Below are 24,088 nucleotides of genomic sequence, written 5' to 3' on the forward strand. Positions count from 1 at the left end.
GTTCCAGGAGCCCGACATGCCCGCCACCGACACGCCTCCGCCGGCCTTCATCCTCTTCACCGACCTGCCCAAGGCCGGTGCCTACCTACGGGCGATCGCCGCACGCGGACTGCGCAGCCTGGTCGTCACGGGGCCGCCGCAGTGGCCGCTCGAGCGGGTCGCCGTCTCCTACGTCGGCACGCCGGGTCACCCGTTCGAGGCCGTCGAGCAGCTGGAGTTCCTCCGGCCCGACGACACCGCCGGCATCCTCGACCGCGTCACCTCCTGGAGCCGCGACTACGACGTCCGGGGGGTCTTCAACTCCTCCGAGTCCTTCGTCGAGCCCGCCGGACTCGCCGCGGACCTGCTCCGCCTGCCCGGCGTCGGCCTGCGAGCGGCCCAGGTCTGCCGGAACAAGCACCTGCAGCGCCGCTACCTCGCCGAGTGGAGCCCGCTGTCACTGCTCTCCAGCACCCCGCGCGAGGAGCTCCGCGCAGCCGTGGCCGGCCGGTACCCGCTGATCGCCAAGCCGCTCGACCTGTACTGCAGCATCGGCGTCCAGGTGCTGCGGAACCAGGCCGAGACCGATCGCTACCTCGATGCGCGCAGCCCGGACGCGGCGCCAGTGCTGCTCGAACAGCGCGTCGAGGGAAGGGAGTTCAGCGTCGAGACGATCGTCGTGGACGGCCGCCCGGTGTTCTCCGGGGTGACCCAGAAGGCCACCAACGAGCAGGACGGCGACTTCTTCGTCGAGATGGGCCACACCGTGCCCGCCTGCAACGCCAGCGAGGACGAGGCGGAGCTGCTGCACGCCACGCAGGCGGCGGTGCTGGCCCGTCTCGGCTTCGGCACCGGGACGGCCCACGGCGAGTACCGCATCCTGCCGGACGGCCGGGTCGCCTTGATGGAGATCGCCGCACGCCCGCCGGGCGACGGCATCCTGCACCTCTACGAGCTGGCCACCGGCGCCTCGATCGAGGCCTCGGCGGTGGACGCGGCGCTCGGGCTTCCGGTCACCCACCCGCAGCCCCGCCGCCCGGCCCGACAGGTCTACTTCGACCACCTGCCCGGCACCCTGGTGGACGTGACGGTCGAGGGGCCGGGGGCCGACGAGCCCTGCTGGGTGGTCGAGCACGGTCTGTGGCCGGGCGTCGAGGCCTCCCCCGCCGACGCACCCGGTGGGCTGCGGACCGTACTCGTGCTCAAGGCGCGCGGCGCCGAACTCGGGCCGCTGACCGACTCCTTCGGGCGCGTCGTCACCGCTCTGTTCGACGCGCCCGACCCGGAGCAGCTGGAGCAGCTCGACGAGGACGTCCGCAAGGCCGTCCGGATCACCGTGAGCTGACCCGCCCCCGCCCTGACGGACACCGCCCGACCTGGTCGCACGACCCGGTCGCACGACGAGAGGAGCAGCCCATGGGAGTGCAGCCCGGCCTCACCCACGGCACGGACGGGGGCGCGCCCGCCCCCAGAGGCGCACGAGCGCTCACCCGCCGTGCGCTGGACCGGCTGCCGAGCTCCCGGACGGCCCGGGTCTTCGTCCTCGTCGCCTTCGTGGACGCCTTCGGCCGGGGCTTCTTCCTGGCCGGCTCGACCCTCTTCTACACCCAGGTCATCGGTCTGAGCGCCGCCCAGGTCGGTGCCGGCCTGTCGATCGCCGGTCTGCTGGGCGTGGCGTGCGCCGTTCCGATCGGCCGGGCCGCCGACCGCTTCGGCGACGGACCGACGCTGACGGCCCTCCAACTGTGGCGCGGCGCTTCATTCCTGGTCTACCCGTTCGTCGACGACTTCCGGATGTTCCTGGTGGTCGCCTGTCTGATCGGCGCCGTCGAGCAGGCGGTCGGGCCGATCATCCAGTCCGTCGCGGGCAGCACCACCGAGCAGGGCTCGCCGGTCCAGGCGATGGCGTTCATCGCGGTGGCCCGGAACTCCGCCTACGCGCTGGCAGCCGTGCTGGCCACGGTCGTCATCACGGTGGCGAGTTCGGTCGCTGCCTACGTCGGCTTCGTGGTGGCCAACGCCCTGGCCTTCCTGGCGACCGCCGCGCTGCTCACCCGCCTGCGCCTGCCCCGTCCGGGCGACGGCGGCGCGAGCGACGACCGCCGGGACCGGCGGGAGACCGGCCTCGGGGACCGGCTACTGCCGTTCCGCGACCCCCGGTTCCTGCTCCTGTCGCTCGCGAACGGCGTGCTCTACCTGCACGTGCCGATCCTCTCGGTCGCCTTCCCGCTGTGGATCGTCACCCGCACCGACGCCCCTCGCGGCTTCATCGGCGTGGCCCTGGTGATGAACACGGTGATGGCCGTCGCGCTGCAGGTCCGGTTCAGCCGGGGCGGCGAGGACGTGGCGCGAGCCGGCCGCAAGCAACGGGCCGCCGGTGCGGCGCTGGCCGCGTTCTGCGTGCTGACGGCCGCGATCGCCTCGGTGGGCCCGGCCCTGGCCGGCGCCCTGACCCTGCTCGCGGCGGTGCCGCTGACCCTGGGCGAGCTGTGGCAGTCGGCGGGCGGCTGGGGCATCTCCTACCGCTTCGCCCCGGCGGAGCAGCGCACCTACTACCTGAGCATCTACCAACTCGGCGCCACCGGTGTGGCCGTCGCAGGGCCACTGGTGCTGTCGACGGCCGTGGTGGACCACGGCTACCCGGGCTGGTTCGGCCTCGGGGCGGTCTTCGCCCTGACCGGCCTGGCCGTGCCGTACCTCCTCGGACGCCGGGCCGCCGCCGCACCGCCGGCCCGCTGAGTCCCACCCGACCGGAAACCTCCACCCCTCCCACAGACAGGACGATCCCTTGCATCACATCACCGTGTACTGCGGTGCCTCCCACGGCCGGCGACCGGCCCACCGGCAGGCCGCCGCCGAATTCGGCAGCGCCCTCGCCGAGGCCGGCCTCGGCCTCGTCTACGGCGGCGCCTCGACGGGCCTGATGGGCGCCGTCGCCGACGCCGCACTGGCCGGCGGGGGGACGGTCACCGGCGTCATCCCGGAGGACCTGGTCCGCCACGAGGTCGCCCACCAGGGCCTGAACCGGCTGGAGGTGGTCCACGGCATGCACGAACGCAAGGCCCGCATGGTCGAGCTCGGCGACGCGTTCGTGGCGATGCCCGGTGGGTTCGGCACCGCCGACGAGATCTTCGAGGTGCTCACCTGGGCGCAGCTGGGCCTGCACGGCAAGCCCTGCGCCCTGCTGGACACCGACGGCTTCTTCCAGCCGCTGCTGGCCTTCCTGCGGCACGCCGCCGACGAGGGCTTCGTCCACCGGCGCTACCTGGACAACATCATCGTCAGCGACAGCCCGAGGGAGATCCTGAGCTCCTTCGCCGGCCACCGGGCGCTGCCGCACCTGTTCGCGGGGGTGTGACCCGACCGTGACCATCACCGACACCGACACGACCCTCACCACCGCCACCATCACCGCAGCCCCGATCGGGCTCGCCGTCTTCGACATGGACGGCACCCTGCTCCCCGGCACCACCGCCTGCCAGCAGATCGCCCGGGCCGCCGGGGACCCGGAGCTCGTCGACCGGCTGGAGCGCGACTACCGGGCCGGCCTGATCGACAGCACCCGGTTCGCCGAACTCGCCCTGGAGGGCTGGGCGCGGGCCGGCACCGACCTGTACCGCCGGGCCTTCGACGCCTGCCCGAAGATCGGCGGGCTGGCCGAGACCCTGGCCGCCCTGCGGGCCCGGTCCGTCACCACCTGTCTGATCACCATGGCGCCGCGCGAGTTCGCCGAGTGCTTCACCGGCTTCGACCACGTCTTCGCCTCCACCTACCCGACCGACATCCTGGACCCGGAGGACAAGCCGGTCGTGGTCCGGGAGCTCCAGCAGCGGCTCGGCCTGGAAGCCGCGCGGACGATCGCGTTCGGCGACTCCGACTCGGACGTCCCGCTCTTCGAGACGCTGACGCGCACCGTCGCGGTGAACGCCACGCCCAACCTCGTCTCGCTGGCCGCCCACCGCTACGACGGCGACGACCTGCGGGTCGCACTCGGGCTGGTCGACGGCACGGCCCACGGTGCGGTCGACGGCACGGCCCACCGCACAGCGGAGCCGCAGCCGTGACCGCGCCCACGACCGTCGTGGCCGCCTGCGCGGCCTTCACCGCCGACTTCCCCGGCCACGCGGCCGTCGTCGCCGACACGCTGAGCGCCGCGGGCTTCCCGGTGGAACTCCACGAGAACGTCGAAAGCCGCTTCCCGGACGGCGAGTTGTGCATCGACCTGCCGGCCGAGGCGGCCGGACGAACGGTCGTCCTCTGCCAGTCCGTCACCGGCGACCACGCCCCTTCCGACCAGGCGATCATGAGCCTGCTGGCAGTGGCCCGCTGCTACCGGGAACACGGCGCCGCACGGATCGTCGCCGTCATCCCGCACCTCGCCTACGCGCGGCACGACCGGCACGTGCCGGGCCAGCGCCGGCCGGTCATGGCGGCGCTGCTGGCCGACCTCGCGGCGGCCGCCGGTATCACCGAGCTGGTCACGCTCGCCTCCGGCGCCCAGGACGTGCTGGTCGGGCTGTTCGACGGCACGGGCACCCGGCTGACCTTCCTGCCGGTGCACGAGATCCACCTGGAGGCGCTCGTCGGGCTGGTCGGACCGGACACGGTGCTGGTGGCCCCCGACGGCGGCGCCGGCGAGCACGTCCGGATGCTCGCCGCCGCGTTGGGCCTGCCGGCCGTGGTCGCCGACAAGCGCCGACTCGGCCCGGAGCGGGTCGACGTCACCCTGCACGGCGGGGACGACCTGGGCGGGCTGCGGCACGCCGTGATCGTCGACGACCTGATCACCAGCGCGGCGACCGTCGAGACGGTCTGCGCCGCGCTGCGCGAGCGGGCTGCCGATGCGCGGATCGACGTCGTCGCCACCCATCTGCGGCTGACGGCAGGCGGAGCGGAGCGGCTGGCCCGCCTGCGCGACCGGCGCACCCTGCACCGCGTCCACACCACCGACTCCGGCGGCCGCCGCCCCGCCCTGGACTGGCTGACCAGCACGCCCGCCGTCCCCCGCATGGCCCGGGCACTCGCGGACCGGCTCGCGCAGGACCGCGCGCCCGCCCGCACGCTGAACGCCCGCACGCCGAACGGCCGCACGCCGAACGGCCGCGCGCCGATCGACCACGCACTCAAGGACCCCGTATGACTGTCACGACAGAGACCCGCCGGACCGTTCCCGAGCTCGGCCGCCCCGAGCTGTCGATGTCGGTGGTGTGCCTGGACCAGACGCGGCTCGGCGAGCACATCGCGACCCTGGAGGGCCTCGGCGTCTCCCGCCTGCACGTCGACCTCGTCGACCCGGCGTTCGGCGGTGCCCTCGGGCTCCCCCTGGAAACCATCAGCGACCTGCGTCGCAACTGCGGGCTGCCGGTGGACGTCCACATCATGCTCGCCCGGCCCGAGCTGCTGCTCCAGGAGGTCGCCGCCTGCGGCCCGGCCAGCATCTGCGTGCACCAGCGTTCGCTGACGCCGAAGATCGCGCTGCTGCTGCGCGGCATCGCCGCGCGGGGAACGGCGGTCGCGCTGGCCGTCGACCCGGACGAGTCGATCTCGATGGCGGCCGTCGAGGCGGTCCGCCCGTACCGGCTGACGGTGATGAGCGTCGTGCCCGGCGGCGCCGGGCGCCCGTTCCGCGCCGAGGCCCTCGACACCATCGCGCAGGCGGCCCGGCTGCGCGAGCGCGGGCTGATCGAGCGGGTCGAGGCGGACGGCGCGGTGGGCCCGCTCACCGCCGGCGGGATGGTCGCGGCCGGCGCCGACCAACTCGTCCTGGGGAGCACGGTGTTCCCCCACCGCACCCCACTCGACAATCTGCTGCCCGAGCTGCACCGCGCGCTGGCCGGCCACGCCTGATCCCCGCCCACGCCTCGTCCACCACCTCCGACCCTAGGACCCCTCCATGCGCACCCAGTCCATCAGCATCGGCGACGTCCGACGCGAGCTCCCGGTGGTCGCCGTGAGCGACACCGTGAGCATCGCCTTCCTCAAGCTCTACGGCGACGTGGAACTCGTCGACGCGGCGACCGCCGCGCTGGCCGACCGCCTGCGGGACGACGTCGACGTCATCCTCGGCCCCGAGTCGGGCGGCATCCTGCTCGCGCACAAGCTCGCCGAGAAGGCCGGCAAGCCGTACCGGATCGCCCGGAAGAAGGTGCGCCCCAACATGGCGGCGCCGATCCGCGTCCCGGTCCGGAGCATCGGCACCGCCGGGGTTCAGGAACTCGTCCTCGGCGAGGACGATGCGGCCGCGCTCCGGGGTCGCCGGATCGCGGTGATCGACGAGGTGGTCAGCAGCGGGGGCACCCTGGCCGCACTGGACGCCCTGGTCGGGCAGGCGGGCGGGGAGATCGTCCAGGTCCTCGCGGTCGCGACGGAGGGCGACGAGCGGCCGTCCGTCACCAGTCTGCTCCACCTGCCGCTGTACCCGAACCCGAGCGTTGCATGACCTCCGACGTCCCGTCCGACGGCGGCAGGCTCCGGCGCGCCGTGGCCGTCCTGTGCCTGGTGCAGGTCCTGGTCGCGCTGGAGTTCTCGATCGCCAACGTGGCCCTGCCCACCCTCGCCCAGGACTTCGCGGTGCCCGCCCGGGACCTCCAGTGGGTGCTGTCCGGGTACGCCCTCGCCTACGGTTCGACCCTGCTGTGCGGGGGCCGGTTCGCGGACGTCCACGGCCCGCGCCGGACGCTGCTGGCCGGCCTGGCCTGCTTCTCCGCCGCCTCGGTGGCGGCAGCGCTCACCCCGACTTTCGCCCTGCTGATCGTCTTCCGGGTGGCCCAGGGGATGGCCGCGGCCGTGGCCACCCCGGCGGCGCTCGCCCTCGTCACCACGCTCTGCACCGGCCCCCGGCGGACGGCAGCGCTCGCCTGGTGGGGCGCGGGTGCCTCACTGGGCTTCGCCGCCGGCGCCGCCCTGGGCGGGGTGCTCACCCAACTGGCCGGCTGGCCGGCCGTCTTCTGGGCCTGCGGGCTGCTGGCGGCGGTCACCGCGGCGCTCGCCCGGCGGCTGGTCCCCGAGACGCCGACACGCGCTGACGCCGGCCCGGACGTGCTGGGCTCGCTGCTGCTCGCCGTCGGCGCGGCCGCCGGCATCACCACCCTGTCGCTGGTGCCCGAGGCATCCGAGCACGGGTGGCGGGTGGCCGGCCTCGCGGCGGCCTCCGTGGGCGTGGGCGCGGTGTTCCTGCGGCGCGACAACCGCCGGGCCGCGCCGCTGCTGCCGCGCCGGTTCCTGCTGCGCGGGCCCGTCCTACGGGCCAACCTCGCCGGCTCGTGGGCCGCCGCGGCCGGCGGTTCGATGGTGTACTTCGCGGCCTCGTTCATGCAGCACGCCCTGGGCTGGAGCGACGCGCTGACCGGTGTCGCGCTGCTTCCCGACGCGGCCGCCGCCGCCCTCGGCGCCCGTGCCGCCGGCCCGCTGCACCGCCGGCTCGGGACGACCGGGGCCTGCGTCACGGGCCTGGCCGCGATCGCGGCGGGCATGGCGCTGCTCGCGGGCACCCCGCTGACCGGGCTCGCCCCGGCCTGGGTGGTGGCCGGCACGTGTCTGACCGGGTTCGGCCTCGTGCTGGTGGCCGTGGTCACCGCCGTGGCGGCCACCGCCGAGCTGAACGCGGATGAGCACGGCGTCTCCGGCGGCCTGCTGATCACCACCCAGCAGCTCGGCGTCTCGCTCGGGCTGGCCGTCCTGCTGGTGGCCGGTCAACTCGCCGCCGACAGCCCGCTGTCCGTCCACGGGACGCGGATCTGCCTGCTCGCCGGTGGGGTGCTGGCGGCCCTGGGCTGCGCCGCGGTGCCGCTGCTGCGCGGCCCGGCCGCAGCTGGACCCTCCGCCGGGCCCACCTCCGTCCCGACGGCGGATCCGTCGCCGGGACGGCCCCGGACGTCGAGCGTCGACAGGTGACCTGACCGGACGTCGCCCCGACTGCTCACCGCTGCCGACCAGTTACTCACTGAATGGGGATCGGGAGTGCGGATCCCCCAAGTACCATTCCGCTACGTCGTGAGGTCCGCCGGACCGCCGGGCATGCCACCGAGGGAGCTGACATGGTCGGAGTGAGCGCCACGAGTGCTACCAGTGCCAGCCGGGCTGGCCGGGCTCGCGGGGCGGGCCACATCCTCGCTCTCGGATGATTGGCAGAAGTGATGCATGAAGCAGACCGGTCGCGCGCACTGACCGCTACGGACGTGGCGCGGGCGGCCAAGGTCTCCCAGTCGACGGTCTCGCTGGTCCTCAACGGCAAGTGGCAGGGCCGGGTCCGGGAGGAGACCGCTCGCCGTGTCCTGGCGGCGGTGGACGAACTGGGCTACCGGATCAACGAGTCGGCGCGCAACCTGCGCCTGGGCAACAGCGGCACCGTGCTGATGGTCGTCCCGACCCTCGTGAACCCGGTGTTCGCCGCCGTCCACGCCGGCGCCGCCCGGGTCGCCGCCGGGGCGGGCCTCGGGGTCGTGGTGTTCCCGCTCAGCGCCGAGGACGGCTGCGACCCGTTCTCGACGCCGCGGCAGTCACTCGACGGTGTCATCGCCTGCTCGGTGTCCGCCCAGGCCGTCGCCAAGCTGCGGACCGGCCTGCCCCTGGCCGTGCTCGACGACGCCCCGCTGCCCGACACCCCGACGGTGACCATGGACACCGGTGGCGGCATGGCGAAGGCCCTCGCCCACCTCATCGACCTCGGCCACCGGCGGATCATGCACCTGCGCGCCGAACGGCGTGCCTGGACGTTCGCCCGCCGGGCGGAGGCCTTCGATCAGTGCGTGCTGAGCCACCCCCAGCTCAGCCCGAGCCGCCTCGCCACCTCCTTCGACCTGGTGGACATCCGGGACCGGGCGACAGCGGCGCTCTCCGCCGCCGACCGCCCCACGGCGGTCATCTGCGACGACGACAACATGGCCACGGCCGTCCTGGCCGCGGCAGCCGAGTTGGACCTGACCGTCGGCGAGGACCTCTCCCTCGTCGGCTTCAACGACCTCTCCACCGCCACCGTCCTCCAGCCCCCGCTCACCACGGTCCGGCTCCCGCTCGGCGAGCTGGGCGCCCAGGGCATGCAGGCGCTGATCGAGCTGCGCGGCGGTGGCACGCCCGCCTCGGTCACCCTGCCCACCGAACTCGTCGTCCGGCGTTCCACCGGCCCGGCCCCGGCCTGACCGCCCCGGGTTGCAGGGCAGATCTCCTTGAGCTCCTGGGCTTCGCCAGCAGGGAGTCGGTCCGGGTTGGTCATGATCCAGCCCACTACGCGGCGGGGTCGCGGGGCGGGCCGCGGTGTCACGGGAAGCCCGCGCTCCTTCGCGTGGCGGAGGTGGCGACGGACAGTTTGGATGTTTTCCGGGAAGCCGAGTTCCTGGACTTCGCGGTGGAGGCGGGGGATGTCGTGACAGCCCTCGTTCCAGCGTTGGTGCGGGTGAGGCTTGTACTTGTCGAGGATGGACTGCCGGTTGGCCGCCTTTACCGGCAGTTCGTCGATGCTGCCGGCGAGGGCGAAGCGGCGGACGGTGGAGTGGTCCGGCCGCAGTTCCCGGCTGATCGCAGTCAGGGACTTGCCGTCGGCCAAGGCGTTCCTGCACCGCCGCGTACCGTTCCTCGGTGCGGGCGACCACGCGCCGCGGGCGGCCGAGACAGTCGAGCGCCCCTTCGGGAGGGTCGAAGGGCTGCGTCGTGTCGCGCGCCGCGCCCGGCTCGGCGGCCGGTCCTGCCGCGAACGCGGACCGGATGCAGCCATGGTGCGAGCCGACGGTCCTCGCCCCGACAGCCTGGAGCAGTGCGGACATATTGCCCTGGCCGCCCGCGCGTGGGCGTGCAGGACGATCTGGGCCGACGACTGCTGGACGAACTCGACTACAACACCGGTTAAATGAGGAAGAACCGTGCCAAAGCTCCGGGCACTGCATGCCTGACATCATGTCAGAGACCTCCTGCCCCACGGGCCCGATCACAAGATCTTCGCCAGAGCCGAATTGCATGACGCTCAAGCCATCAAGCGTGAGGAATTTCATGACCGCTGACACCGTCCACAGTAGGTCGTGCGGGCGTCGGGCGAACGCGATGTCGGCAGGCGGATTTGAACGGCGCCACCCTGCACCACATCCCCGCGGTGGCCGCTGACCTGCGAGGTTTCCCCAGCAGGACTTGTATTCGAACTCGAGTTGTGACGGACCTCGCCACTGGGTCGCCGCGATGGCCGCGGCACCACGGTGGCGGTGCCGGGCCACTGCATGTCCACGGCGCGTCCGTTCGTACGAGACGTGCCTCTGGCCGGGTTTGCCTCCAGGACGGCATGGGCATGGAGGGCCGGACATCTCTCCTGAGGCGGCCGGCACCAGGTCTGGCAGGCTGCGGCATCACAGGCCGGTGCCGGCCATGCCCGGGGGGGCGTGGCCGGCACCGGTGAGCCGGGGTGGAGCGAATTCACGTCACGGAGAAAATTCGACGGCGACCGAGGTGGTGGGACTTGCGGTGATGTGGCCGGGCGAATTCCGTTCGGGGCCCGCTCCGCCGGTTCGTCAGAGGATCCGGATGGAGTCCACCTTCGGCGGGTGGTTCGGGAACGAGATGTCGGTCCAGCGGTTGATCCTCACCGAGTCGCCGTTGGCATCGGAGTAGACCAGGTCGTTGTTCCCCGTGGAGATCCGGTCGACCCACCACCCGCCGAAGCCGATCGTCCCCCCGTTCGCGTAGCAGTCGACGCTGTCACGGCCGTCGAGGTGCGACCAGATCTTCAGGAAGTCATTGCGGCTCCCGTCACACGGGACGTGGTCGATGGCGAAGGCATTGCCGGACGGCACGGCCACGGTGAGCGTGGCCGCCGCGGCGAAGGCCACGGCCATCGAGCCCACGGCCTTCTTCGCTTTCGAGAACATGGATCCTCCCCAGTCGGATGAAATTACGAATCGGAGTCCGCTGCGCGACGAGTTTCTGTTGCGTCGTGTCCGATCAGTATCCAGACCGCTTTTATGAGGGTCAATCGAACACACCTTGACCCAACGTGTTCTCGGTCATTTCCATCCGGAATTTTCGCAAGGCGTGGGGTGCGTTGTTCTGGCGTGGCCCGAGAGGTTCCGGGGCCGGGTGGCTGGAGCGTCGACCGGAGACCCCCTGCCGGCCGCTCTGACATGGGGTGACGGCGGGACCGCCGAACGCACCCGACCGGTGCTCGGGGGCACGTGGCCGGAGGAGGGGGTGGGACTGGCGAGTTCACGCCCACCACGACATCCGCTACGCCGACCTCTCAGCCGGCATCCGTCAGCTCCTGCGGCACATCCCGCAGGCCTAGGTGGGAGTTTCGCGGTTCCGGTCCTGTGAGGGTGCCCTGCTGAGGGATCGTCGCTCCTGGCGCTCGCCGAGCGCCAGGCCGATACCGGGAGGATCGCCGTGATGCGCGAGACGTGGACGACGGACGAGTTCGGTGCCTCGCACGAGGGCAACCCAGGACACCTTGCCGTGGCGGCAGGACCGGCGCAGTGCGCGGCCGATGGCCTGGACGATGTCGATGACGGACGAATTCAGGTCCGCGAAGCACACCGCATCCACGGCTCGGACGTCGATTCCTTCCCACGGGAGCCGGGCGTTGCAGAGGATGCCGCACTCCTCGCCGTCCTCGCCGGTGTGGGCCTTGAACTCGGCGAACGCGGCCCGGCGGTCCTTGAGCCGGTCGGTGCCGGTGACCGCCTTGGCCCAGATCCGCTCCGGACGATCCGCGTCCTCCAGCAACTCCGATGCCTCCAGCAGGGTGCTCGCGAACTCCCGGGCCGCCGACACCCGGGGGTGGAAGGTGATGACCCGGCGCAGGCCGAGGTCGGCGACCGCGCGCAGCACCGCGATCCGGAGGGCCAGGCGGAGCAGTTCCTGGTTGCTGCGCCTGGAGCCGTACAGACCCGTCAGTAGCCTTTGACGAAGTTGATGACGTACCACTTGGTGGTGGTGGCGTTGTAGATCGCGGTGAGGAAGTCCCGCTTGTTCGGCGTGGTGGTGAGGGTGGTCGAGGAGATGGTGGTGCCCAGGGCGAACGCGGAGCTGAGGATGAGGGCGCGGCTGCCGGTCGCGTCCTGGATGAGTTCCCAGGTGATGCGTTGTCCGTCGGTGGGGTTGGTGGGAGTGCCCAGGGTTCGGTTGCCTTTGAGGGTGACGCGGAAGAGGTTTCCCAGCGCGGCGTTGGTGGCGATGGTGGCGGCGTCGGTGAGGGTGACGGGGGCGGGGTTGACCTTCGCGTCGACGTAGTCCTTGCGCGTCAGGTGCTCGGCCGAGGTCGGGGAGGCGGTGGTGGAGACGTTGCCCTCGTAGTAGGCGGAGTTCGAGCCGTAGACGAAGCCGCTGGCCACCGTGCCGCCGGCGGTGTCGTTGATGACGTTGGTGTAGCCGGCCAGCGACAGGGGTTTCACGTTGCTGACATCGCCGAGGGTGGCCGAACATCCGGCGTCGACGGTGACCGAGTTGACCGCCCCGGCGGTGGGGGTGTTCTCGGCGAACCCCAGGATGCTGACCGCCCGGGCGGCGCCGGTGACCCAAATGCTGATGTTGGGGCTGTTGTAGGTGAAGGAGTTGTACAGGCCCACGCCGATCGCGGCGTTGATCTTCCAGCTGTAGCCGTTGTATCCGGTGCCGCGGTTGACCGCGGATTCGGCGCCGCATCCGGTGAAGCTGATGCCCTGGGTGCCGACGCCGGTCACCTCGTAGCCGATGCCGCAGTGGTCCGCTGCGCAGCTGACGAAGGAGCAGTAGGCCATGGTGTCGATGTGGAAGCCGGCGTTGGTGATGGTGTCGGCGTAGCAGGAGGTGAACGAGCAGCTGGTCCCTGCGGCGCCTGCGGGGACGCCGTGGATGTTCCAGCCGTGGTTGCCGTTGTTGGCCGAGGTCACGCCTTCGAACGTGGAGACGATCGGGTTGGAGAGGTCGATTCCGGTGTCGCCGAAGAACTTCACGGTCATCCGCGCGAATGCCAGCGAGACGGTCGCGGGGTTGGCCGATCGCGTGAGCACGATGCCCTTACCGCTGCCGCTGCCCGGCCCTTGGATGGTGAGGTCCTGGATGGTCAACCTGGTGATGTCCGAACCGCTCAGCCCGTTGGCCGTGGTGCTGCTCTGTGCGATCACCGACGAGCCGTCACTGACGCCCTCCAGGATCAGGTTGGAGCGGGCAACCAGCACGGAGGAAGTCTTGTAGGTGCCTGCGGGGAAGACGACCGTTCCGCCGGAGGAGGGCACCGCGTTGATGGCGGTTTGGATTGCGGTGGTGTCGTCGGTGACGCCGTTGCCGGTGGCGCCGTAGTCCAGGACGTTGAACCAGTAGCTGGTGGCCATGATGATCTCCGTTCAAGCTCGCATCGAGTCGATAGGTCGATTCAAAATTGAGGTCTTATGAGGAGTTCGGCCGCGGCAAAGCAGCACCGTCAATGGGCACAGAGCTGGTTCGAGCCGGTCAGGAACGAGCGGCAGGCGCGTTCATTCAACGTGCCTCGATGAGGAGACAACTCAGCCTTCTTACTTAGCGTAGTTGCATCAGAGCACTGCGTAAAGACTTCTGCTGCGTCAACCTCTTTACCTTTCGCTTATGAGTCGCACCACCGTCTGCCGCGCGACGGCGTCCGCCGAAGGGCGGTCGCCGACCGTCACCGCTCTCAGCAGAGGCGATTCGCCTCTTCGGCGCGCCAGCGCTACGGTCCGTCCGTGTGCGCGGCATTCTGGGCCGGTGAGAGCGGAACAACGACGCTGGCGCGCGCTCCGGCGAGCTCTGGCCGTTCCGGGAAACCGGCCGTCTGCCGACGCTCGCGACTGGTGGCGCGAGGCCGTCTGCTACCAGGTCTACCTGCGCAGCTTCGCCGATGGAAACGGTGACGGCGTCGGCGACCTCATCGGGCTGTACCAGCGCTTGCCCTACCTGGTGGGGCTGGGCGTGGACGCGCTGTGGATCAATCCGTGGTTCCCCTCGCCGATGGTCGACGGCGGCTACGACGTCGCCGACTACCGGGCGATCGATCCTGTCTTCGGCACCCTGTCCGACGCCCGCGCGATGATTGAGGAGATCCATGCTCTGGGCCTGCGCCTGCTGATCGACATCGTACCCAATCACACCTCCTCCCAGCACCCGTGGTTCCGCGCGGCGTTGGCCGGCGGCCCCGACTGCGTCGAGCGCGATCGCTACATCTTCAGGCCGGGCGTCGGCCCGGAGGGTGATGCTCCGCCCAACAACTGGCGCAGCGTCTTCGGTGGTTCCGCGTGGACCCGCATCGTCGAGCCCGACGGCAGGGCCGGGTCGTGGTACCTCCATCTGTTCGCGCCCGAGCAACCCGACGTGAACTGGGACAGCCCGCTGGTGCGCCGGGAGTTCGAGTCGATCCTGAGGTTCTGGTTCGATCTGGGGGTCGACGGGATCCGCATCGATGTCGCGCATGCCATGGTCAAGGCCCCGGGCCTTCCCGACCTGGGCCCGTCGGACATCGAGCTCCTCGCGTCGGCGGCCCATCCGGACCATCCCCACTGGGACCGCGAAGGGGTGCACGAGATCTTCCGCGGGTGGCGCGCGGTGGCCGACTCCTATCCCGAGCCCCGCGTGTTCCTCGCCGAGGCGTGCGTGGGCGCGTCCGAACGCCTGGCCCGCTACGTCCGGGCCGATGAACTGCACACCGCTTTCAACTTCGACTATCTGACGGCCTCGTGGCGGGCGGATACTCTGCGTATCGCGATCAACAGCTCCCTTTCGGCGATGGCGGCCGTCGGTGCCCCGGCGATCTGGGCGCTCTCCAACCACGATGTCGTGCGCCACCTCACCCGCTACGGCAGGCCGCAGTCCGACGGTCCGGTGCACACGCTCGCCAATCACTCCCCGCCCGGTCCGGTCGACCTGGCGCTGGGGACGCGGCGTGCGCGGGCGGCCGTCCTGCTCATGCTGGCGCTTCCGGGCGGCGTCTACCTGTATCAGGGGGAGGAGCTGGGCCTGTGGGAGGTGGAGGACCTGCCCGAGGAGACCCTGCAGGACCCCACCTGGGAGCGCTCGGGACACACGGACCGCGGCCGCGACGGATGCCGTCTGCCGATGCCCTGGTCCGGCGACGCCCCGCCGTTCGGATTCAGCCCCGACCACGCCCAGAAAGTCCCGTGGCTGCCTCAGCCGCCGCAGTGGAAGCAGCTCACCGCGCAGGCTCAGACAGGCGACGAGCAGTCGATGCTCGAGCTCTATCGGAAGGCACTTCACATCCGGCGCGTCCACCCGGCGCTGGGCGAGGGGAGCTTGGCCTGGGATAGCACCGCCGTACCCGACGTGTTGTCCTTCACCCGTCCTCCCGGTTTCCGATGCGTCGTCAACCTGGGCCAAGGGGCGGTTCCGCTGCCGGATCACCGGGAGGTGCTGCTGAGCAGCGTTCCCCTGGAGGCCGGGCTGCTGCCCGGCGACGCGGCCGTCTGGCTCGCCCGGTGACGACCCGGGTGTCCACGGCGCCGGATCTGCGCCTCCGAACTGGCGGGCGTCACTGCACAATCACGGGGATCGGCCACCGAAAGCCGAGGATGGAGTGTCTGAAGTGGTGGAGCATTCGCTGTCCGGGGCACGGCCGGCTTTCCCGACGGGCCGACGGCCCTGAGCGCCTTCCGCACCGGCATCGCCTCCCCGCTCTACACCTCCGCGTAGGGCGGGGACACCCACGCCGACCCGACCGGTACCCGGCTGCCGAGTACTCCGCCAGACCCACCGCAGCCCCCGGCCGGGGGACGGTTGCTGCTCTGTTCGGGCCAAGCACCGCCCGGGACGAGCGACCCGGCGCCAGAATCCCGTACGTGAGGCCTTGAGGCTCCGGCCCGGCCGCTTGGCGTGGAATGTGAAGGAGTCACTGGTGAGCCGGTTCGGACCGACACGGGGACAGACGCGCAAGGAGGCGCGAGGGCCCGCGTTCGTACGCCAGCCCAGGAACCTCACCCGGGAGGGCCGCACCAAGCCCGGGCACATCCCGGACCTTCGCCACGCCGGGCCGGGCCGGATCGTCGTGCTGGTACCGGCCCACAACGAGGAAGCGCTCATCGCCGAGACCCTGGAGTCCCTGGCAGCTCAGACCAGGCCCCCGGACGAGGTCATCGTGGTCGCCGACCGCTGCACCGACCAGACCTCTCGGATCAGTACCGCCCACGGCGCCGAAGTGGTCGAAACGGCCGGCAACACCCAGGACAAGGCGGGCGCGCTCAACCAGGTCCTGGACCGGCTGCTGCCGCAGCTGAGCGACCACGACGCCGTCATGGTCATGGACTCCGACACCTCGCTGTCCCCCCGGTTCATCGCCGAGGCGGCCCGGCGCCTGCGCCACCAGGAAGTCGACCAGTCGCCCATCGGCGGCGTCGGCGCCATCTTCTTCGGCTACCCCCTGCGCGGCCTGATCTGCCACCTCCAGAACAACGAATACGTGCGCTACGCCCGTGAACTCCACCGCCGCCACGGCCGCGCCGACGTCCTGACCGGCACCGCCACCCTCTACCCCGTCCACGCCCTGCGCCACGTCCACGAAGCCCGCGCCCACGGCTCACTGCCCCGAGGCCGGGACGTCTACGACGTGGAGTCACTGACCGAGGACAACGAACTCACCCTCGCACTCAAACACCTCGGCTACCGCTGCGTGTCACCGTGCGCCTGCATCGTGGGCACCGAACTCATGCCCACCTGGTCCCGGCTGTACTACCAGCGGCTGCGCTGGCAACGCGGCGCCCTGGACAACCTCAAGGCCTACGGCGCCACCCGCGTCACCCTGCCCTATATCTGCCGGCAACTGCTCACCTACCTGAGCGTGGCGTTCGTCCCGTTCTTCCTCACCGTCCTGCTCTACTACACCCTCGCCAAGGGCTTCCCCGGGTGGCCGTGGTTCTGGCTCGCGATCACCTCCATCGCCGCCTTCGAACGAGTCTGGGCCGCCAAACGGGGCGGATGGAAGGCCCTGCTCCTGGCCGTCATGATCGTGCCCGAGGTCCTCTTCGACCAGTTCCTCAACGTGATCTACACCAAAGCACTCATCGACATCCTGACCGGCACCAGCGCCAGCTGGGAACGCACCCAAGGCCGCACCCGCCGCCTGCGCGCGGCGATCACCACAGCGGCGGGCTTCACCCTCCTGCTCACCGCCATCGTTGGCCTGGCCCTCGCCTGCATCGCCCTCGGCATCGCCTGGACCCTCATCGCGGCCTTCGTGCTCTGCGGCGTCGCCGCGGCCATCGTCCGCCTCAGCCGCCTCCACCCCCTCGGCCTGCTCCTGTCTCTCCCCAGCGGCGAACAGCCCCACGGCGAAATCCCGCCGTGGCGTCAGTGAGAAGGCCTCAGTTCACAGGTGTGGGCGTGCAGGGTGTCCGCCAGATGGATCTCGCCGCCGCTGCATCCTGAGGGTGGGCCATGACCACAGTCCGCGGAGAAATCGGGCAGCCGGATTCCACTTCCCTGGCAATCGGCCACCCGTTCGATATGCGGATATTACTGCAGGTTGCGGCAATGGAGGCGAGGTATCGTTCCGCGGCACCGGCGACCCCGTGGCCGCCTGGGACCCCGACGGCATGTGGCGCGCCTTCCGCACCCCCTGCGGAACCGGCACCCTGCACCTCACCGCCCGTCCCGCCGACGGCGACATCGCCGCCACCGCCTGGGGCACAGGCGCCGACTGGCTCCTCGAACGCCTGCCTGGCCTGCTCGACGCGAACGACACCCCCGACCAGCTCGTCCTCCCACCCGGGCCCGGCAAGCGCGCCGACACCGTCCAGCGCGCCGTACGCCAGCCAGGGCGTCAGCGGGCCGTGAGACAGGCCGTGAGGAAGGCCGGCCTGGGGTGGGCATCGCCGCAGTCCAGAGGCTGTTTCTCGTCGAGCCTGTGGACACGCCCGCGCCCGAGCCTTCCCTGGGGGGCCTGCGGACCGCTCACGGCCGGGCCGGCGTCTGACCGGCCGCACCCAGGGCCACCAGTACGGTCCGCAGGTCGGAAAACACGGGCACGAGCCCGAGCCGCGAGCAGCGGCGCGATCCGGTCGCGAAGACCGCACACCACCAGTGGGGAACGGTCGGCGCCGAACCGTCCGACCGCGTCGACGATCGCCGCCTCCCCCGCGCCGTAGTCTCGCTCCGTTCGGCAGGAGAAGGGCCGGAACATGACGGGATTCGGCCCAGACGGGCGGCCCTACGACGCCGACCGCGAGAGCCTCGCCCGCGACATGCGTCGGACGTACGACGCCGGGCCGTCCGTTCGCGAGATCGCCGAGAAGTACGAAAGGTCCTACGGGTCCGCCTACGGCTTCCTCTCCAAGGCCGGCGTCACCTTCCGTCGCGCGGCGGCTCGATCTCGCGCAGCTGAACAGGACCCGCAGAACAAGCGGCATCGACCGCCCGGTCGGCGGCCGCCGGAACAGGGCCGTTGGGCTCTGGCTCTTCACCTCTGGACCAGAACGCAGCACGTAGTGGCCTGCCGGTGCCGCTGACCCTGTCCTCCGCCGAGCTGCGGGTTCAGGTTCACGATGTGATCACATCGGGGTCATCCGGCGCGACCGCCTCGGCGGGCTCATCCACGAATGCGCGCAGGTCGCATAGGGTGACAGGGGTTCGGCACATGGCCCCTCAGGACGGCTCGCCCCTCGGCAGGGTCTGCTCCGCCCAGACCGTCTTGCCGCCCGAGGTGTGCCGGGTGCCCCAGCGCTGCGTGAGCTGAGCGATCAGGAGCAGCCCGCGTCCGCCCTCGTCGCTCACGCGCGGGTGACGGACGTGGGGGGCGGTGCTGCTGCCGTCGCTGACCTCGCAGATCAACGTCCGGTCCCGGATCAGGCGGAGCTGGATCGGCTCGCGGCCGTAGCGGATGGCGTTGGTGACCAACTCGCTGACGACCAGTTTGGTGGTGAAGTCCAACTCCTGCAGGCCCCAGGTCGCAAGCTGCCGGTCCACCAGAGCACGGGTGGTGGAGACGACGGCCGGGTCGCTCGGGAGCGTCCATGACGCCACACGGTCGGCGCTCAGAGCGTTGGTGCGCGCCACCAGCAGGATCGCGTCCTCCAGCGGGTGACCGGTCGGCTGCCCGTAGATGACGGCGTCGCACGTGTCCTGCACGGACGAGCGCGGGTGAGCGAGCAGCCTCTGCAGCCGCCGCACACCGGCGCGCTGATCGTTTTGCCCTGCCCGAACGAGGCCCTCGGTGTAGAAGACGAGCACGCTGCCTTCGGGCAGGTGCAGTTCGGCGACCTCGAACGGCGGGCCACCGGCTCCCAGTGCCGGGCCGCCGGGGACGTCGGCGCCCTCCACGGTGCCATCGGGATAGGCGATCACGGGCGTCGGGTGACCGGCCCGGGCGAGGACGCAGTGCCGGGAGATGGGGTCGTAGACGGCGTAGACGCAGGTCGCGCTCATGGCGTCGGCCACCTCAGCTGCGAGGGGATCGCTGCGCGGTAGCTGCAGCTCCTCCTCGGCGAGGCTGACCATCAGATCGTCGAGGTGCGCGAGAAGTTCGTCAGGCGCCAGGTCAAGTCCGGCGAGGGCGTGGACTGCGGCCCGCAACCGACCCATGGTGGCGACTGCCTGCATGCCGTGGCCATGGACATCACCCACCACGAGCGCGACCCGGGCGCCTGGCAGCGCGATGATGTCGAACCAGGTCCCGCCCGCACCGTCGGGGATGTGGGAGTACGCCGCTTCCACCGCGGTCAGGGACGGCAGCCGTTGTGGGAGCAGGCTGCGCTGGAGGGTGAGCGCGGCATTGCGCTCGCGTGTGTAGCGGCGGGCATTGTCCACGCAGACGGCGGCGCGCGCGGCAAGTTCGGTGGCGATGGTCAGGTCGTCCGCTTCGAACGGCTCGGCCGTCTTCGACCGGTAGAAGGCGGCCAGGCCCAGGACGACCCCGCGGGCGCCGAGCGGTACGACCATCAGCGAGTGCACCTGCCCGGCCCGAAGCCACTCCGCCCGCAGGGGATCGTGGGCAACCCACTCACTGTCCTGGTCGAGGTGCTTCACGAGACGCGGCCGCAGATCGTTCAGGCACTGGGTGAAGGGGGTCGGGAACGAGAAGCTGGTCCGCTCGCCGATCGCACAGTCGGGCCGCAGGCGGTCGCCACGGGCGGAGCGGAAAGCGGCGCGGCGCAGGGTGACGTTGTCGGCGACCGGACCGGGCCCGGGTGCTTCGCCGTGGAAGACCGAATCCAGTACGTCCACTGCCACGGCGTCGGCCATCCCTTGCGCCGCGACCTCCGCGAACTCCTCTGCCGTGCGCAGCACGTCCAGTGTGGTGCCGATCCGGGTGCTGGCGTCGTTCAGCAGGTCCAGCCGGGCGCGGGCGCGGTACCGCTCGGTCGCGTCGATCACAACACCGGCCACCCCGAGGACGCGGGTGGCGGACGCGTCCTGGAGTCGGAAGGCCGACATGGAGAACACCCGCTGGAGTGCGGGGTCCGACGGAGGGTATCCGGGCTGCACGAAGTCGATCACCGGCTCGCCGGTGTCCAGGACGTGCCGGAGGATCCGCTCGATCCCGTCAGTGACCACGCCGGGCGCCACATCGCGCAGCCGCCGCCCGACCACCTCGGCTGGCAGGACACCGCGCATACCGTGCGAGGCGGTGTTGAACCGCACCAGCCGCAGGTCGGGATCCAGAATGTGCAGGCCGACCGGCGACTCGGTGAAGAGGGCTCTCAGGACCGCCCGGTCGATCTCCCGAAGCTCGGAGCCTTCCGCAGCGGTGAGCAGGACGGACCAGACCACCGTCCCGTCCCTGCCCGCCTGGGGGCGCACCCGGATCTCGACCTCCAGCGGAAATCCGGACCGGTGCCGTGCTGTGACGGCGGGCCCGCCGCCGGCCGCCGGCCCGACACCCGGCCCGGGTTCGGCGAGCAGCTCCGTCACCGGCCGCCCCAGGACCTCCTCGGCCGGATAGCCGAGCAGCGCCTCAGCTGCCCCGCTCCATTCCAGGATCGAGCCGTGGGCGTCCACGAGCAGCCCGGCACCCGCCCCGGAGGGCGCGCGGGGCGTGGTCATGCCGCGAAGGCCTTCTTGAGCGTCTCCACCGCCACCGCCGGGTGGGCGTACACGTGACAGGTACCCGGGGCCGCCTTCTTCACGCCGAGCAGTCGGTGGACGGCGTGCATCGCACCGCGCACGGGGTACTCGACGGTGAGGACCACGTCCTCGGGGATCTCGGTGGACTGGCCGAGGAAGGCCAAGTTCTCGGCGTCCTTCGGTACGACCAGCGGGCGTTCCATTCCGGCGTCCCGGATCAGGAACACCGTGGCGGACGGCGAACCGGTCCCGTCGCCGACGAGGTAGGACTTCGCGCGTTGTGACGCTGTTGTCATGAGTCGTCTCCTTCCGCCGGATGGGTCGCCCGACCGCCCGCACCGGGCCTCTGCAGAGGGGCGGAGTGCAGCTCCGGCCAGCCACTACCTCTGGGGCGACGTCCCCTCCCCCGAAAGTGACCTGTTCCCAGCCTGCCCCGGCTTCCCGTCCTGCGCCCACCTTGCGGTGGGACAGGGCCCCCGTCGGCCCCGGACATGTCGGCAGCCCCCACGCCATTCCCCTGATCATGTGGGCGCACACGGTCGCACTGGCCGCCGCCCACGCGGCGCTGATCGTCTCGGCTACGCCTGGCAGTCCGGCACCGACCCGGTCTCCGGGACGGGCACCATCCTGATTGACCCACCCGGCCATGCTGCCGGCCACCGCCGCGCCGGCCCTGCTGGTACTGGTCCGGGTCGTCTCAGCCCGTGCGGTGCGCCGCAAACTGCCGTACGAGACCCGGTGCCACGTCCTGCTTCCGGGTCAAGCCCACTGGCCGACCGACCTGACGCACCGGGCCACTGCGCGGCTCTGCGGCCGACCGTCATGGCGGACGGCGCCCACCGGCTCCCCGAGGCCGAACGCGGCAGGCCCTTCGGCCACGGCCCGACACCGGCGTCGGGCCGTGGCGTGGGAACGGAGCCGCCGAGCCACGGAGGTGCGGGATGGCGATCTCCGCGATACGCATCGAGGGCTGCGCAAGCGTCTCGGCCGAGTGGTCACCCGTGGTCATGTACCGGACTCGGCCTCGCCCTGATGAGGGTCGGCGTAGCCGCCTTCGGACGGCGCGACCTCAGACGTGAATAGGACCGCCGAATCGGTGACGAGCAGGCAACACGACATCCCAGCCGGGCTTCGCCCGGACGCGCGGCCGGTGAGGTCTCGTCCGCTGCTCCGGTCAGACACCGGAGACGTGGGCGATCTGCCCGACCGCGGCGGTGATGGCCATGGCCAGTCCGCCACCGAGCACGACTCGCAGGGTCGGGCGCAGAACGCCGGTGCCGGCAGCGCGGGCCGCCAGCACGCCGGCACCGGCGAGACCGCAGAGGGTGACGGCAACGACCAGCCACAGCCGGGCGGTGGTGCTTCCGGCAAGGAGACCGAGGAAGGGCACGAGCCCGCCGAGAAGAAAGCTCGCGGCGGAGGCCAAGGCGGCCTGCACCGGCTTGGCGGCGGTGTGCTCACTCTGGCCGAGTTCGTCACGCAGGTGCGCCTGGAGCGGATCGGCCTCGTGCAGCGCGCCCGCGACCTGCCTCGCGAGATCCTGCGGGAGGCCCCGGGCCTGGTAGATGGCGGTGAGTTCGGCGAGCTCGGCCGCCGGGTTCTCGGCGAGTTCACTCTGCTCCATGGCCCGGTCGGCGGTCTCGACGTCAACCTGGGAGCTGACCGACACGTACTCACCGGCGGCCATCGACAACGCGCCCGCCGACAGCCCCGCGAGGCCGCCGGTGACTACCGTCGAGGTGCTCGACCCGCTCGCCGCGATGCCCACCATCAGGCTCGCGATGGACACCAACCCGTCGTTGGCACCGAGCACGGCGGCGCGCAGCCAGCCGGCCCGACCCGCGCTGTGGCTCTCCTGGTGCGGATTGAGCATGTCGAAGAAGGTCATGAGTCGGGCGCTCCCATCGGATCGTCAGGGTCATTCTCGGCATGCCGGCGGATCGACGCATCCGGCCGGCCGCCTGGGCGGTGCCGAAGACCACACGTGGACGGCAGTCAGGTCTGGGCCCGGTCGGTGTGGAGCACGAGTCGGGGGCAGGCGCGAACGGCGTGCCGAGCGTGGGCACGCAGGTCGGGCGGGACGGCGGTGTCGTGGCGATCCAGGTGATCGACGAGGTCCGCCGGACGGCCATGTGGTATTTGGTCGCCAGCGTGTCAACGGCGCCGGGTGACACGTTCTCGGAGTAGGCCCGACGCGCCGGCAGTCGCGTGCCCAGGGCGTTGTCCACGGCGGCGTTCAGCATCGGGCCGCTGTCCTGGCCGCTGAACCGTGCCCGTCGGCGCCGAATCGGCGACGGGCCAAGGCGCCGGTGGCGCCGGCTCGGGGTGAGCCGGCGCCACCGTCTCCGGGCAGGTCCTGGTGGGGCAGGCTGCCCGGTGCGAACCGGGAGGGTCAGATCGCCTCGAGCCACCAGCCCTGGTTGCTCCAGTTGTTGCTGTCCCAGAGCTGGACCTTGGTGCCGTTGGCGCCGATCGTGTTGAGGTCCGCGTCCAGGACTCGGCCGTTGTAGCCGTTGACCCACCCGTAACTGGCGGCGTTCCAGCGCTGGTTGCTCCAGCCGTTGAAGTCCCACAGCTGGACCTTGGTGCCGTTGGCGCCGATCGTGTTGAGGTCCGCGTCGAGGTAGCGGCCGCTGTAGTTGCTCTGGATGTAGTCGACGTTGCCGTCGGTCCAGAGGGTCCAGTTCTGGTTGGTCCAGCCGTTGCAGTCCCAGAGCTGGACCTTGGTGCCGTTGGCGCCGATCGTGTTGAGGTCCGCGTCGAGGCACTTGCCGTTGTAGTTGCTGTGGAACCGGTACTGGCCCACGTAGTTCAGGGCGGCCAGGCCGTGGACCGCAGCGGGCTTCGCGCTCGGGCCACCGGTGGCGGCCGAGGCCGACCCGACGCCCGCCCCGAGGGCGGCCGTGACCAGGGCCAGGATTCCGAGGCCGGTGCAGATCTGCTTGCGCATGGGGTCTCCTCGCGAAATGAGCGGAATGGGCGAGCGGACGGAGCCCGTGCACGATCCGGAAGCCGAGTCCCCCGGGCATCCGGCGGTACGGGTTTCACGACGCTCGCCGTGTCAGCCGGCCGCGGGCCCGGACCTGCCCGCCGGCGGCACCCGCTACCTCAACAGCGTGATCCTCCCGGACGACACCGTCCT

The 24,088-nt window shown here is 71.4% G+C and carries 19 protein-coding genes and 2 pseudogenes; 14 read left to right on the forward strand and 7 right to left on the reverse strand.

What is annotated here, in order from left to right:
• The first annotated feature begins 16 nt into the window (after positions 1-16).
• The 10 genes from AB0D10_RS42170 to AB0D10_RS42215 all read left to right on the forward strand — a co-directional run bounded on the left by AB0D10_RS42170 (position 17) and on the right by AB0D10_RS42215 (position 9,824).
• Positions 17-1,324: an ATP-grasp domain-containing protein gene (locus AB0D10_RS42170; protein ID WP_360267068.1), complete on the forward strand. Its 1,308-nt coding sequence runs from the start codon at positions 17-19 to the stop codon at positions 1,322-1,324.
• A 71-nt stretch (positions 1,325-1,395) separates the two neighbouring features.
• On the forward strand, positions 1,396-2,718 hold the full coding sequence (locus AB0D10_RS42175; RefSeq protein ID WP_360267071.1) for an MFS transporter: 1,323 nt from the start codon (positions 1,396-1,398) through the stop codon (positions 2,716-2,718).
• A gap of 49 nt (positions 2,719-2,767) precedes the next feature.
• Positions 2,768-3,337 (forward strand): TIGR00730 family Rossman fold protein, encoded by a 570-nt coding sequence (locus AB0D10_RS42180; protein ID WP_360267074.1) that lies wholly within the window; start codon positions 2,768-2,770, stop codon positions 3,335-3,337.
• A 7-nt stretch (positions 3,338-3,344) separates the two neighbouring features.
• A complete protein-coding gene (locus tag AB0D10_RS42185; protein ID WP_360267077.1) occupies positions 3,345-4,043 on the forward strand; it encodes a haloacid dehalogenase-like hydrolase in 699 nt (232 codons plus the stop codon).
• The gene (gene prs / locus AB0D10_RS42190; RefSeq protein ID WP_360267080.1) at positions 4,040-5,119 is read left to right on the forward strand and encodes a ribose-phosphate diphosphokinase; all 1,080 of its coding nucleotides are present in this window, start codon (positions 4,040-4,042) and stop codon (positions 5,117-5,119) included. Before AB0D10_RS42185 ends, prs begins: the two co-directional genes overlap by 4 nt.
• Positions 5,116-5,826 carry a hypothetical protein gene (locus AB0D10_RS42195; RefSeq protein WP_360267083.1) on the forward strand — a complete coding sequence of 237 codons (711 nt, stop codon included), beginning with the start codon at positions 5,116-5,118 and terminating at the stop codon, positions 5,824-5,826. Before prs ends, AB0D10_RS42195 begins: the two co-directional genes overlap by 4 nt.
• Before the next feature lie 46 nt (positions 5,827-5,872).
• Positions 5,873-6,418, forward strand: a complete 546-nt coding sequence (locus AB0D10_RS42200; protein WP_360267086.1) for a phosphoribosyltransferase family protein — start codon at positions 5,873-5,875, stop codon at positions 6,416-6,418.
• Positions 6,415-7,872, forward strand: coding sequence for an MFS transporter (locus tag AB0D10_RS42205; RefSeq protein ID WP_360267089.1), 1,458 nt, complete (start codon positions 6,415-6,417; stop codon positions 7,870-7,872). Before AB0D10_RS42200 ends, AB0D10_RS42205 begins: the two co-directional genes overlap by 4 nt.
• 242 nt (positions 7,873-8,114) lie before the next feature.
• On the forward strand, positions 8,115-9,116 hold the full coding sequence (locus AB0D10_RS42210; RefSeq protein ID WP_360267092.1) for a LacI family DNA-binding transcriptional regulator: 1,002 nt from the start codon (positions 8,115-8,117) through the stop codon (positions 9,114-9,116).
• A gap of 288 nt (positions 9,117-9,404) precedes the next feature.
• Entirely contained in the window at positions 9,405-9,824 is a 420-nt protein-coding gene (locus AB0D10_RS42215; protein ID WP_360267095.1) for a hypothetical protein, read from the forward strand.
• Between the two features lie 645 nt (positions 9,825-10,469).
• On the opposite strand, the gene AB0D10_RS42220 is transcribed toward AB0D10_RS42215, so the two are convergent.
• The 3 genes from AB0D10_RS42220 to AB0D10_RS42230 all read right to left on the reverse strand — a co-directional run bounded on the left by AB0D10_RS42220 (position 10,470) and on the right by AB0D10_RS42230 (position 13,262).
• Positions 10,470-10,826 carry a beta/gamma crystallin domain-containing protein gene (locus AB0D10_RS42220; protein ID WP_360267098.1) on the reverse strand — a complete coding sequence of 119 codons (357 nt, stop codon included), beginning with the start codon at positions 10,824-10,826 and terminating at the stop codon, positions 10,470-10,472.
• Between the two features lie 409 nt (positions 10,827-11,235).
• Positions 11,236-11,877 (reverse strand): helicase-related protein, encoded by a 642-nt coding sequence (locus AB0D10_RS42225; protein ID WP_360267101.1) that lies wholly within the window; start codon positions 11,875-11,877, stop codon positions 11,236-11,238.
• Positions 11,844-13,262 (reverse strand): glycosyl hydrolase family 28-related protein, encoded by a 1,419-nt coding sequence (locus AB0D10_RS42230; RefSeq protein WP_360267104.1) that lies wholly within the window; start codon positions 13,260-13,262, stop codon positions 11,844-11,846. The genes AB0D10_RS42225 and AB0D10_RS42230 overlap by 34 nt, the downstream gene beginning before the upstream one ends.
• Positions 13,263-13,692: 430 nt before the next feature.
• On the opposite strand from AB0D10_RS42230, the gene AB0D10_RS42235 reads away from it, so the two are divergent.
• The 4 genes and pseudogenes from AB0D10_RS42235 to AB0D10_RS42250 all read left to right on the forward strand — a co-directional run.
• A complete protein-coding gene (locus AB0D10_RS42235) occupies positions 13,693-15,375 on the forward strand; it encodes an alpha-amylase family glycosyl hydrolase (protein WP_360267120.1) in 1,683 nt (560 codons plus the stop codon).
• A gap of 412 nt (positions 15,376-15,787) precedes the next feature.
• Positions 15,788-17,242, forward strand: a complete 1,455-nt coding sequence (locus AB0D10_RS42240; protein WP_360267107.1) for a glycosyltransferase family 2 protein — start codon at positions 15,788-15,790, stop codon at positions 17,240-17,242.
• Positions 17,243-17,471: 229 nt separating this feature from the next.
• Positions 17,472-17,633: pseudogene (locus AB0D10_RS42245) on the forward strand (DNA-3-methyladenine glycosylase 2 family protein); the annotation flags it as partial.
• Between the two features lie 432 nt (positions 17,634-18,065).
• Positions 18,066-18,239: pseudogene (locus tag AB0D10_RS42250) on the forward strand (helix-turn-helix domain-containing protein); the annotation flags it as partial.
• A 289-nt stretch (positions 18,240-18,528) separates the two neighbouring features.
• Here AB0D10_RS42250 and AB0D10_RS42255 read toward each other — a convergent pair.
• From AB0D10_RS42255 to AB0D10_RS42270, 4 genes are all read right to left on the reverse strand, one after another.
• Positions 18,529-20,925, reverse strand: a complete 2,397-nt coding sequence (locus tag AB0D10_RS42255) for a SpoIIE family protein phosphatase (protein WP_360267109.1) — start codon at positions 20,923-20,925, stop codon at positions 18,529-18,531.
• Positions 20,922-21,242 carry an oleate hydratase gene (locus AB0D10_RS42260; protein WP_360267112.1) on the reverse strand — a complete coding sequence of 107 codons (321 nt, stop codon included), beginning with the start codon at positions 21,240-21,242 and terminating at the stop codon, positions 20,922-20,924. The genes AB0D10_RS42255 and AB0D10_RS42260 overlap by 4 nt, the downstream gene beginning before the upstream one ends.
• Before the next feature lie 878 nt (positions 21,243-22,120).
• Positions 22,121-22,834: a VIT family protein gene (locus tag AB0D10_RS42265; RefSeq protein WP_360267115.1), complete on the reverse strand. Its 714-nt coding sequence runs from the start codon at positions 22,832-22,834 to the stop codon at positions 22,121-22,123.
• A gap of 504 nt (positions 22,835-23,338) precedes the next feature.
• A complete protein-coding gene (locus AB0D10_RS42270) occupies positions 23,339-23,896 on the reverse strand; it encodes an RICIN domain-containing protein (RefSeq protein ID WP_360267118.1) in 558 nt (185 codons plus the stop codon).
• Positions 23,897-24,088: the final 192 nt, after the last annotated feature.

The organism is Kitasatospora sp. NPDC048545 (assembly GCF_040651155.1).
Lineage (GTDB): Bacteria > Actinomycetota > Actinomycetes > Streptomycetales > Streptomycetaceae > Kitasatospora.